This window comes from Mucilaginibacter gynuensis, from assembly GCF_039541195.1.
Taxonomy (GTDB): Bacteria; Bacteroidota; Bacteroidia; order Sphingobacteriales; family Sphingobacteriaceae; genus Mucilaginibacter; species Mucilaginibacter gynuensis.
On the sequence record NZ_BAABFT010000001.1, the window covers coordinates 790127 to 803135 of the forward strand.

The following is a 13009-nucleotide window of genomic DNA, read 5'->3' on the forward strand; positions in this document are numbered from 1 at the left end:
CGACTTATTTATCGGTGGCTATTAAGGCCACAGCCCATACATAATCGCCATCGTGGGTAATGGTAAGGCTTATCTGCGGGGCGCTATCACGATGGATAATTACTTCGGGCTTGCCACCCAGTTTCTCGCGTATGATCTCAATTTTTTTCCAGCCGATGGGTGAATCATCCAGTTGTTTCAGGGCTTTGTAAACGGCTTCTTTAGCGGCGAAAGTGGAGGCGTAATGGAGCAGGGCGTCATCAAAGCTATCACAATAATTTACTTCAGGTAAAGTGTATACTTTATTCTTAAACAGATCATTAAATGATTTTTGAAAATCGGTTAGCAATACTACATCATTGCCAATGGCAAAGCTTTTATCGCCCACTAAATCTTCAACTATTTTTAATAATTTACTCTCCATCAACCCCAAGACCCATTATGTTAAAACCGCCATCAACAAAATGGATATTACCCGTTACTTTTTTCGACAGGCTTGAAAAATAGTACAAAGCCGCGTCACCTACATCACCGGCATCAATATTGCCCAGCGGCGCGGTAAACTTGCCTATCTTACGCAGTTTACGCACCCCCAAAATACCACCGGCGGAAGTGGTCATTACCAACCCGGCAGATATGGCGTTTACCCGCACGTTCAAATCGCGGAAATAACTGGCGAGGTACATCACCATGTTTTCTAAAGCAGCCTTGCAAATGCCCATACCCGCATAACCCGGAAATACCCGCTGCGAAGCATTATAAGTAAGCGTTAATATCGACGCGTTTTTGGCCAGCAGCGGTTTCGCCACACGGCAGATCCTTAAAAAAGAATAGGAACTGATATTAAAGGCATCCATCAAATCATCAAACGGAATATCGATATACTCCGGCGCAGGCTCGTTACTGCCCGGCAAAGTGTAACACATTACCTGCTGGCTGCCGTAGGCCACGCCATGCAGTATGTAGTCGATAGGTCCTAAGCCGTTGTAAACACTTTGTAAAAAGGCAGTGATCTGCAATTCGTCGCGCACATCAACATGGGCCGAGTATTGCGGATCCATACCGTTCTTTTCCATCAGGTACAGTACTTCATCCTTGGTATCGTCAACGTAGTTTAAGGCCACCTTACAGCCCGATTGATGCAGTTTTACGGCAATATCATATCCTATAGAACTTTCGTTCCGCACACCAAAAACTACCGCTACTTTATCTTTATTATCAATCATTTATATATCCCTTGAAACTGATATGGCGCTGTTTGTACCGCCAAATCCATAATTTAAACAGGCTACGCTGTTAATCTCCTTCGCAAAACTTTCCTGCGGTACCAAATGGCGGTATGCCGCCAATGGGTTTTGCGGCCCGGCCCAGCCTTCAGCTTTCTGAAAGGTTTCCAACTCAGGGTTAAGCGTAGATGAATTGAGGCATGGCAATACCTTTTGGTTCTCCAGCATCAGTAAAGCAGTGATAAACTCTACCGAACCCGCGCCGCCCAGCATGTGCCCAAACTGCGATTTTGGTGCCGATATATGGTAACCGCTATCGCCCAGCGCATCTACCACGCTTAGCAGCTCAATAGCATCACCTGCCGGGGTTGAGGTGCCGTGCACTTTTACCACATCGGGTTTTACTCCCCTGGTGTTCAGCAAACCTTTCCACATGCGTTGCTGGCCGGCGAACGACGGATAGAACATATCGCCGTCGCCGTCGGAATTGTTAAAATATTCATCGATAACGCCTAAAATGTTAGCGCCACGGGCTTTGGCCATTTCGTATTCTTCCAGCGCGACAATACCGGCACCAAACGAGCATACAAAGCCATTACGGTTAAGGTCAAACGGGCGGGAGCTTTCTTCGGGTGTAAAGCCTTTACTCAACACCATCATGCCGTCGAAACCTACAAAGGTTTCCACCGAACTGCCTTCTACCCCACCTGCAATTACCCTGTCCTGCATACCAAACTTGATCAGCCTGTAGGCATAACCAATGTTACCCAAACCGGTAGCGCATGCCGAACCTATGGCCTCGCAAACACCCTTGGTTTTCAACAGGCACGATATATTGGCCGCGTCACGGTAAAACATGGTACGGTCAATAGTATGTGAACCCGCGATACGGGCTTTACGGCCCTCCTGAAAGAAATGGTGCCAGGCAATGCGCAGTATCAAATTACCCGCGCCGCCCGAGCCTACCACTACCCCGGTTTGCTCCGATTCTATTTCACTTTTAGACCATCCGGCCATTTTGGTAGCATCCTGCGCGCCCAGCATGGCCCATATACTGCCCATATCGGCAGTGGCCAGGTTGGCATCGGGTATACGGCCCAGTTTATCAATATAAGTTTCGGGATAATCTTCGGCAATAGGTGCTATAACGGCTTCAAGTCCCATCTCCTCTTCGGTAATATAGCCCGATACGGTTGAACGTATCTGTTTGCCATATTGCGCCACCTTATCCCACTGCCTGATCAGGCTTTTGTTAGCGAATAGCTTCTCGCTAAAATCATCAAGCCCGGTACAAGTAGGGAAAGCCCCGCCCATGCCTACTACAGCTACTTTTCTGCCCGTTACCTGCATCGTATTATCCTCTTGCTTTTACCTTTAAAATCAAATCAACAATATCCTTTACGGTTGAGCCTAAATCGTCAATATCATCATCTTCAAACTCAATACCGAATTTGTGCTCGGCCTTTGCAGCAATATTGATGAGTTCGGTTGATGGTGTGTTCAAGTCACCACGGAAATCTGTTTCTTCTGTTACGTTCTTCAATCTTTCAGGATCAATCGTTCTAACAGTTTTTAAGATCTCTACTAAACCATCAATAATTTCTTGTCTTTCCATATTGCTTTATGTTATTTTTCAAATAGTTCTTTTTTTATTGCCCTGCCGGTGATGTCAAACAGTTCGGCTACCAGCTTAAATTCGCTGCTGATATCGTAAGCGAGTAAACGCTCGTCGGTAAAATCACTGAAATAGGCATCCAGATCAAGCCCCTTGGGTGCTTTATAAATACGGCCGTCGCATACCATCTGCCTGAATTTATAAAACTTGATCTGTCCAATATTAATAAAGGTATCCCCTGTTTCCAAATAGTAATGGAAATAAACGGGCCCGGTGCTGATGAACGCGGGAATAAACTTATCGCGCATATCATCGGCCGTGTAACCATGCTTTTTTGATTCGAGGTAGGTTGCCAGCGATACTATGGTAGCCTGCGCGAAGGCCTCTATCTGATCTACCCCGCGAAAAACACCGAAGTGGTCTTCCACATCGCGCGGTTTTGGCGTATAACTGGCCACAATACCCACCTTGGGCGAGTGGTAGTGATAATTATCAACCAATCGCTTTGTTGGGCCGTGCAGCAGCATGGTTGCCGGGTCAATACCTACAAGTATGTCGTTGTTTTCCATTTATATAAGCCCGCCGTTTATATGTATGTTGGTTCCGTTGATGTAAGCCGCCTTGTCTGACAGCAGGAAGGCAATGGCATCGGCCACGTCATCAACCTTGCCAAAACGTTTAGCGGGTATCATGCTTAATATTTTTTCTTTTTCAACCTGTGGGATAGCGTCCGTCATATCTGTTTCTATAAAACCCGGCGATACGCTGAACACCCTTATACTATGGCCCTCTTCGCTTAACACACCTGCCTCCTGCGCCAATGAGCGTGACAGGGCCACCAAGCCCGCCTTTGTAGCCGCGTATACCGATTGAAAGGCATGTCCGCTCTCGCCCACTACCGAACTGATGTTGATGATCACCCCGGTTTTGTTTAAACCAAAAATCTTCATAGCGGTTTTGCTGATGAGTATAGGAGCCTTAAGGTTTACATTGAGCATGGCATCAATTTCGCGCTCGGGCTGAAAAAGCAGTGGTTTATCATGCGTAAGCCCGGCATTGTTGATCACCGCGTACAACGAATCGCCGTGTTCTTTTTTCAGTTGTTTGCAAAAGGTGGTTAATTGCTCTCCGTCTGAAAGATCGGCACAAAGTATATGGCTGCCCGGTTCAACATGGGTAAAGCTTTCGGGTTTTGAGGCATGCAATATCAAAGTGTACTCTGCCGATAGCTTTTTTGAGATGGCTAAACCCAATCCCCTGCTTGCTCCGGTTATCAGTACTTTCTTTTTCTCCATAGGTATAAGTAGTGGTGTATTATTCTTTGTTTTTACCGGCGGCAAATATGCAGGTTAATATAGTACTATTTTATTTTTTCTTGCTATTAACAGCGCTATGCCCAAAGTAGGCAACAGGCTAACTACCGGTGCCCAAAATGTCCAGAACTGCATATTAAATGCCGGGCTATTTAATAACAGCACAGGTAAACACAGCAATAAGAAAGTTACGAATGCCCCTATGCCTATCAATCCCCATTTAAAATACGACCGGCCCATTTTTTTGCCGATAAAGCCGAATAAGGTAAATACGGCGGGGATGAAAATTAGAGCCATAGCCTGTGTTTTAAGAGTGATTGCCGGCATATAAAAATATACTGCTGGGTATATATCATAAGCCTGTTCATAAGTTTAGTCAGCATAAACTTAATAAATCAATTGCGTGTTTCATAATTTTAATAGCTAACAGCATATATTTTAATCAATTAAAACTGCACGAAATTTATTTTTATAGCCTTGCAAAAACAATTTACTACTATATTTATGGCCTATCACACCTAACTCATGAGAAAAAACCTGATCCTGATCTTACTCCTTGCCCCTTTCATAATAAAGGCGCAATCTGTTGTAGATCTTTCAAATTTCACGCGTAACGGCGAGGTAAAAGCCATTGCCAAAGGCAGCCAGTTAAGCATCAGCTGGCCATCGGGCAATAACGAACAAGGCTCGGTAACCTTTAACCTTAAAAACAAGCAGCCGCTGTTTAAAAGCATCGGCATACAAAAAGACAATGCCTACAAGGAGATAGCCACAGAGCTTGATCCGGGTTTTATTTTAACCGTTGGCAAGCGCGACCTCATATCGCAAAACGGCTGGAACATCTTTTTTGATAAGGTGCCCAAAAAGCCCCATCAATCATACACCATCGACCTAAAAAAGCAAAATGCCAGCGTAGCCACCGTTGGCTCACGTACCGTAGTAAAGGTGCCGGGTTTATCGGCACCGGGCTTTAGCGGTTATTTGGAAGTTACCTTTTATAATGGTTCGCCGTTGTTTAATGTGGCTGCTGTTATGACCACCCAAAAAGATTCGACCGCTATTTTGTACGACGCGGCCCTCATCAGCAAAAAACCTGTATGGAACAGCATTAGCTGGGCCGATACACAAAGCAAACTGCAAAGCCACAGCGTGCAAGCTGCCGATAGCAGCCGCAACCTTGCTGTAAAGTACCGCACCATTATTGGCGAAGGCGAACATGGCAGCCTTGCTGTTTTCCCGGCACCGCACCAGTATTTTTACCCGCTGGATGAAGCCTTTAACCTGAAATTTACCTGGTTTGGCAATAACTACCGCGACCTGCTTAAAGGCTACGGTATAGGCATTCGCCAGGACCTGGAAGGCGACCGCCGTTTTGTGCCTTGGTTTAACTCGCCGCCCAATACCCACCAGCGCCTCAACTTTTATTGTTTGCTTGACGATGGCGCGGCCGGCCCGTTATTGACCGAAGTAAAAAGGTTTACGCATAACGATGTTTACAAGCCTGTATCAGGTTACAAAACCATGGCGAGCCATTTCCATAACGAGTTTATTATGCAGGTGGTAATGGCCCACAAACCTGTGCCCGATAGTCCCAATTTTGTAAAGGTGTTTAAAAATATGGGGGTAAATATTGTGCACCTTGCCGAGTTTCACTACACCGCTCACCCAAAAGGACCGGATGAAAAACGCCTTGCCGAGCTAAGCGCGCTGTTTAAACAGTGCAAAAGATTGTCGGATAAAACCTTTCTGCTTTTGCCGGGTGAAGAACCTAACGAGTTTTTTGGCGGTCACTGGCTGGATTTCTTTCCGAAGCCGGTGTACTGGATCATGTCGCGCAAGGCCGATCAGCCTTTTGTTACCGAAGACCCGCAACATGGCAAGGTGTATCACATTGGCGATAAGCAGGATATGCTGAAGTTACTGGAAGCTGAAAAAGGCCTGGCCTGGACGGCACATGCGCGTACCAAAGGCTCTACCGGTTTCCCGGATGCTTACAAGAACGAACCTTTTTACCTGTCGGACCGCTTTATGGGGGCAGCCTGGAAACATATCCCGGCTGATCTTTCCTTACCGAGGATGGGTAAACGTGCTTTAGACCTGCTGGACGACATGAATAACTGGGGACTAAAAAAACATATGATTGGCGAGGCCGACCTGTTTACCATTGAGCCCGAGAATGAAATGTATGCCCACATGAACGTAAACTACCTGCAACTGGCCGACCTGCCCGATTACGATGACGGATGGCAGCCTGTACTGAATGCCATGCAACAGGGCAAGTTCTTTACCACTACGGGCGAAGTATTGTTTCCGTCGTTTACCATTAACGATAAAGGCGCGGGCGAAACAGCGCAGCTGGATAAAAGAGGGAACGCCATTATATCCTTATCCGTGAACTGGACATTCCCGCTTAATTTTATCGAGATCATCTCCGGCGATGGTAAAGAAACCTATCGCCAAAAGATTGACATGAACAACACCAAAGCCTTCGGTACCCGTGATTTTACATTCACCACCAACCTCAAAGGCCGCAAATGGGCACGTATTGAGGCTTGGGATGTAGCGGCTAACGGCGCATATACGCAAACGGTTTATTTGAAATAGTATTTAGTAATAAACTATTATATAATCTGCGGTTACCTTTACTTCTGCTCGGCTTGCGCTGTTGTAGTTACCTGCATTGCACTGCTGTAAGCCGCAATTGATGGTTGATACATACACTGTAACGAAACCGGACCTGCGGTGAATTGTCCTTCATGTGCTACTACCAAATCATAAGTTATGGTAGAAACGCCTCTTGGGATGGCCTCTGTGAAAAATTGCATGCCCGCGTCTCTCACTGATTGATAGTAGCTTAAACCATCGCCGTACTCGTAGCCACTCTGCAATTGATTTGGCTCAAACGCCGCCGAACGAGGATCGTTTATATATACGAATTTTAAACGTTTACCTGCATTAATGCTCAGCTTAACAGTTAGCTTATCTCCGGTTTTTAAAACAGCATTAGGTTGCAGCAATATTTGCTTTCCGCTCTTATCACGTATATAAAGCTGCCTGCTTATTTTCACCACTTTATTAACCGTGTCAGCTCCTGATGGTTCGGCAAAGTAATACCATGTTACCGCACCGCGCGTGTTTTGATTGTTATCAGTAAAGGTAATATTAGATGGCAAATCGCCGGTACGTATAAAAGCTGATGGGACACCGTCAAGCAATCCATCAGAAACCGTTACCTGCTTACCTGCAATTACAGCCGATATGGTTTTTGTTTTGCCCAATACCTCGCCTTGTTGTTTTTGCAGCATACCGATAGCCGCGGCAGTGCCTTTAGTAGTGCTCCACCGGTCCTCAGTTTTAGCGGTAAGCAGCCACTTAATGATACCCGCGTCAATTTTTTCGTTTTTCCCCGCTAAGCCAAACGCTTCAGATAGCATCGCTACCGTCTCTTCTGCTGAGTTATTCAGTTCATCAGCATCGGCCAAAGCCTTCCAGCGCATTCCGTTCTCGTTATCAACAATGGCCTGTTGCCTTATTGATTCGAGCTGGCTGAGGGCTTTTTTATGCAGGATACTACCTGCACGGGTATATCTCAAGGTATTAATGATCAGCAGCGACAAACGCTCCAGATCGGTTTGATCCACGCCCCTCCATTCAGTAGTCAGTACTTCATTCAGCCTGTCGGCAAATAGCACTGTTTGGGCTGATGTTCGCCAATAACCTAAGGCATACAAAAGGTATAATTTATCTTCGCCTTTAAATGAATCATTTGCCTGGGTAAAACGCTGCTGCACATAATCAGTAAGCCGGTTAAGCCATGCCTCATAAGCATTAATCTCACCTGCTTTATAATACCAGCCTCTTTGTTTCATTTGCCCCACCCCTGCCAAAACGTAAGCTGAGATATAATCACTGCTCTTACCGCCATCAAACCAAGCCAGGCCACCATCACCCTGTTGTAGTTTATATAAACGCTCCTGGTGCAGTTTTATACCTGCATTGGTTTTTAAGGTATCAAATAATAAGAGCAATTGCTTTTGCTGCTTGGCCGTTTGGTTTGCAGCGCCCAGCCATGGCATGGTTTCGTCGGCAAGTTCATCGGGCAATACAGCGGTTGCAGTATCGGTTTTTGCAGCTGATGCCGCTTTGCTGTAAGCCGCTTGCAGCGAAGTATCAGTACGTATTAAGCTTACCGCTGTGGCTTGCGCGCGCAGCTTATTAAAGGTTTGTTCGGCACAGTTGTAGGAATAGTTGGCCAACCAAGGCAGCGCGTTAATTAAAGTAGCCTGCGGCTTTTGCCCAATAGACAGGCCTATCCCAAACAGCGAAGCATTCACCGGCAGTTTTACCGATGGTATACTTAACTGTGTTTTATTATTAAAATTAAGAGGCAGGCTTTGCCTGATAAATAACCGCGATGATGCCACCGGAATAATATGCTCTTCGGCATCGGCAGCACCTTTTGTTGCTGCGCTTATTACAATTTTAAGCGGATTGGTTTGTGATGCAGGCACGTTAAGCATAAATGCCCATGAACCACTACTTTTTTTACCGAGGTTAAAGGCTTTATCTTTTTCCGCGACCAGTTTTGCAGTGATATCTTCGCCGGTAACGGCATCCTCAATTTTGCAGGTTACCGTTCCGTTAATAGCCGTGGTATCAAGGTTGCTTACCCTGCTTTGCAGTTTTATCTTATCGCCTTGGTATAGCAAGCGGGGTATGTTGGGCTGCACCATCAGGTTTAATTGTGTTTGCAGTTTACGTTCGGCATAAGCGAATTTTGCATTACGGGTATGCGCCAATATCTTCCAGTTCCATTCGGTAGCGCTTTCGGGCATGGTAAAGCTAAAAGTGTAATACCCCTTAGCATCGGCATGCACCTGCGGAAAAAAGAACGCGGTTTCATTGAAATTCTTACGCACCTTTACTACCGGCGGCTCAGGTTGAGGTAAAACAATACGGCCCTTTGTACTTATCACCAATACCCCTTGCGCCGCGCGTGCGCCATATAATGCCGAAGCATCGGCCCCTTTAAGTATAATCGCCTCGGTTATTTTCGAAGCGTCAATATCTTTCAAATCGGTTTCAACCACCACGCCATCAACTATGGTAAGTATCTTACCTATTCCGGCTAAGGTAGCATTACCCCTAATTGTAACCATACTGCTTGTGAGTGACCGGCTTGTGGCCACTCCGTATGCAACCACTACCACCTCGTTTAAGCCCGATGCATTGGTAATATTTAAACCGGATACCTTGCCTTGCAAATAAGCAGTTGTGTCTGTCTTAAAATATCCACCGTTTTCATTATTAGTTGGTATCCGGCTGCCCGCATCACCGGCTATAGCATTATTTACCAAAGTACGTTCCCAGTTATTATTCAGGTATAATTGCTCCTTTTCCAAATTTGGTTTTGACCATTGATGCTGGTTCAATTTATCAAGCGTTACATCATAAAGCGTTGTAAGTATTTCGGCTGCTACATTCTCGCTTTTAGTTTTAACCGAAAGTGTAATGCTTTCTTTTGCGCCGGGCACCATCACTTTACGATATTTTTCTACAATAATTTCGGGCTCAGCCTCCCTGGGTTCCCATAAATACGCTGTTTGCTCAACAGTATATAAGTAGTTATCTTTCACATATGCCCTGGCCAACAGCACCTTCCCGGTAGCAGCATCGGCAGGTATGCGAAAACGAAATATTCTTATTCCCTTTTCTTCAGTAATATGCTGATATATAGTGCGTATTTGAGGGATTTTTTTCTTTAGCGCAATATATTGCACCTGGTAAACAGAATACGTTTTGCTATCAGCGGCGGTATGCCAGGTAAGCACATCACCCGGTTTTACACTGTTTACCGGCAAAAAATTAAGCTCATCTGCATCGCCGGCGTATTCTTTTGATTGGCTATTGAATAAGCTAAAATCATATTCCGATTTTCCGCTTAGCTCCCCGCCATCGTTACAGGTAGCAATAAGTTGATATTCGCCCGCGCTAAGCTTACCGGCAGGCAACCGCAGTATATTGTCGGCAGCTGTGTTAATAGTAGTTTGCCATACCAATACCGTATCCTTTGGCGCATCATTTAAATCAATATGCGGGAACCACTTTTGCCAATCTGCCTGTGGGTATAACCACTGATCTACAGTAGTATAATTGTAAACAGCGCCTTTTGAAGATGACAGCTTATATAGTTTGACCTCAACCTTACGATCAACATTACCTTCAAAATTGGCAGTTGTGGTTACATTGAAGCCTGGGATTTTTACAATATCATACAGTTTTTCGAGCTTGATATTGATTTTTACAGGCAAAACAGGTACCGAAACATATTCAGACAACTCTATAGTTTCACCAGTAGCATCAGTTGCAGTGGCTTTAATGCTGTATGAAATGTCTGAAGGGCGTTCCGCGAATAAATATTGCTTTAACAAAGAATCATTAATGGTTATCGATACATCACCATTTGCATCTGTAGTGCCGGTACTATCAATCAACTTATAGTCGTACGGCAATTGGGCTCTCTTTTTGCTCAGTCGCTCTACCACCATCGATCCGTAATAGCGCGTAATAGTATATTTTACAGGCAAGTTATTCATATTGGCACCGCTGAACGGGTGTGCCTTTATCTTAATATTAAATGGCTCGCCTATTTTCACCATTTTACGCGGCTTCTCTAAAACCAGCTCAAAGGTTGGCCTCTTGTACTCCTCTACTTTAAATTCACCCCTGTTTTGGTAATCCATATCCAGGCCGCCCACGTTTATCTCCCAATCACCGGTGGCGGCGGTTTTTGGTATGGTAAATGTGCCCGCGAAACTGCCGAATTCATTTATGGCGATGGCTGCCGAGTCGACTGTTTTACTAAATGGATTTTCGAGCATTACCTTTTCGCCTATATCCTTTATCCACTTATCAAAGTTCTTTTTAGCGTAACCGGGTTTCAGGTTATCGCGGCTAAGCAGCATAGGTTGGTCTGTTTCAGGATTTTTGGTAATAAACAGGGCCTTATAATGCACCTGCTGCCCCGGGCGGTAAATACTTCTATCGGTAAACAGGTGTACCTTAATATTATCTTCGTAATACTCGGCTAAGCCGCTATCCTCCTCTTCCTCGTTATCATCCTCATCCTTTTCATAAATATCATCCGGCTCATCGTTTTCACGTGCACTGTATTGATATTCAGTAGTATCCTTACCATTGCTGATCACCAACTTTTTAGCCCTATTTTCATAGGGAATAATCACTGAACCATCTGCCACTACAGTTTTGTTGCCCAGCAATGAATAAGTGTTTGTATTACCATCATAAGAATATATTTTAACATCCGCGCCCGGTATAGGTACGCCTGTTTCGCGGTTTACTACATATACCCTGTTATCATCATTAAAAGAGGCAATATTGCTTATTTCAATTTTAATTTGATGAGCAAATCTCATTCCCGGTTTAAGTTGACTATCGCTAAAAATTAAGTGGTAATGCCCAATCGCCAACTGCGGGAGTTTTAAAAAAGCAACATGAGTATTAAAATCATCTGTTCCGGGTAATGCAATACTGTTTTCGGCAACCGGCTTTATTTCCAGTAACTGTTTGGTAACGTTCAATTTGTTAATTATTTGAGGCGCATCTACGCCGGTGGGTATTAATCTGTAATATAAATGTGCTGTGTTTTTATATTTTACATGGGCTACAAAAGATTTACCCGGCAGTACGTTTGTACGCGTATCAATATTAATATCAGGCGCTAAAATTTGCTGTTTCATTATGTACAGCACTTTATAAAACGGCCGATAATTTGACAAAAGCGCTTCATTATCATTATACAGCTTCAAAGCCTGTTGTAAACAGTTTTTATACTTAGTATTGAATTTAGCGTACCAGGAGTTTCCGGCTCTCCAGCTATAAGATTCATCGTCATTAGAATAGTATCGTTTACCATCCTTATTCCATAACAAACAAAGCTGATATATACCATGTGCCTTAACAGCCGGATACGGTGATTTCAAACACTCGTTAAGATATCTGGTATAGTGTAACGTGTTTAGCGAATCCTGGTCGGTTTTCATCCAGGCGTACTTGCGCGCCAACGATTCAATAAAGCTCACCTTTTGCTCATCCCCCTTGTTGGCCTGCATCCATTGCTGATAACTCGCAAGTACCGGTAGCTTGTTTTTTGCATAGGTCGCAACGCTATCTAAACGTGCACGAAAAGCCGGCGATGGTAACTTGATCCAAAGCTCATCATTAGTAGAATTATTTTTAGATGCCATTGCCACTTGCTCGGCATAAATAACATCCTTAAAACCGGCTCCGTCAAATAAAAATACATCCGGGGTTGATGATAGCCATAACAGATCGGCGATGAAGCCTTTGAAAGGATTGATCTTAGCGGCGGTTGCTATGTGGCTATAAGCCATGCTATCCAACCGGGCATTACTTAAAGCCGCATAGTTATTTGGTAATTTGGGCGTTTGATAGGTTTCTCTTTTAAACCGCAGATATTTATTGCCAAAACCTGCCAAACGTTGCGCCTGCAATAGGTGTAACATGGTTTTTAATTTTAACGATGCCGACTTACTGTTGAGTAGGGTATCAATAAAAGCGCTATTCCTGAAATACAGACTATCTTCGGTAATCTGATCGCTAATTTTGAGGAGGCTGTACAGGCAGCGGGCATGTGTAATATCGTCGTTAGTCTTTATTGCTTTTTGCTGCATGGATAACAGCTTTTGCCGGGTATCCTGCAAGTTATTTTTCCACTTGATATCTGATTCGATATCCGGCCAAACATTAGCGCCTGTAGGTATTTGCGAAAAGGCATTACCCAAAAGAAGAATTAACAATACCGGGGTGATAAGCAGGTTTTTAAGCATATAATT

General features: G+C 44.5%; 9 protein-coding genes. 1 reads left to right on the forward strand and 8 read right to left on the reverse strand.

The window, feature by feature from the left end:
- Positions 1 to 4: 4 nt before the first annotated feature.
- Genes ABD894_RS03195 through ABD894_RS03225 form a run of 7 tightly spaced genes read right to left on the reverse strand, consistent with a single transcriptional unit; the run spans position 5 to position 4430 of the window.
- A complete protein-coding gene (locus tag ABD894_RS03195; RefSeq protein WP_345209535.1) occupies positions 5 to 403 on the reverse strand; it encodes a holo-ACP synthase in 399 nt (132 codons plus the stop codon).
- Positions 393 to 1205, reverse strand: a complete 813-nt coding sequence (locus tag ABD894_RS03200) for an enoyl-ACP reductase FabI (protein ID WP_345209536.1) — start codon at positions 1203 to 1205, stop codon at positions 393 to 395. The genes ABD894_RS03195 and ABD894_RS03200 overlap by 11 nt, the downstream gene beginning before the upstream one ends.
- Entirely contained in the window at positions 1206 to 2555 is a 1350-nt protein-coding gene (locus ABD894_RS03205; protein ID WP_345209537.1) for a beta-ketoacyl-[acyl-carrier-protein] synthase family protein, read from the reverse strand.
- A 4-nt stretch (positions 2556 to 2559) separates the two neighbouring features.
- Entirely contained in the window at positions 2560 to 2820 is a 261-nt protein-coding gene (locus tag ABD894_RS03210; protein WP_345209538.1) for an acyl carrier protein, read from the reverse strand.
- An 11-nt stretch (positions 2821 to 2831) separates the two neighbouring features.
- Positions 2832 to 3389 carry a hypothetical protein gene (locus tag ABD894_RS03215; protein WP_345209539.1) on the reverse strand — a complete coding sequence of 186 codons (558 nt, stop codon included), beginning with the start codon at positions 3387 to 3389 and terminating at the stop codon, positions 2832 to 2834.
- The gene (locus ABD894_RS03220; protein WP_345209540.1) at positions 3390 to 4115 is read right to left on the reverse strand and encodes an SDR family oxidoreductase; all 726 of its coding nucleotides are present in this window, start codon (positions 4113 to 4115) and stop codon (positions 3390 to 3392) included.
- A gap of 54 nt (positions 4116 to 4169) precedes the next feature.
- Positions 4170 to 4430 (reverse strand): hypothetical protein, encoded by a 261-nt coding sequence (locus ABD894_RS03225; RefSeq protein WP_345209541.1) that lies wholly within the window; start codon positions 4428 to 4430, stop codon positions 4170 to 4172.
- 228 nt (positions 4431 to 4658) lie between these two features.
- On the opposite strand from ABD894_RS03225, the gene ABD894_RS03230 reads away from it, so the two are divergent.
- Positions 4659 to 6737, forward strand: coding sequence for a CehA/McbA family metallohydrolase domain-containing protein (locus ABD894_RS03230; RefSeq protein WP_345209542.1), 2079 nt, complete (start codon positions 4659 to 4661; stop codon positions 6735 to 6737).
- Between the two features lie 38 nt (positions 6738 to 6775).
- Here ABD894_RS03230 and ABD894_RS03235 read toward each other — a convergent pair whose 3' ends face one another.
- Entirely contained in the window at positions 6776 to 13003 is a 6228-nt protein-coding gene (locus tag ABD894_RS03235; RefSeq protein ID WP_345209543.1) for an alpha-2-macroglobulin family protein, read from the reverse strand.
- Between the last annotated feature and the right edge of the window lie 6 nt (positions 13004 to 13009).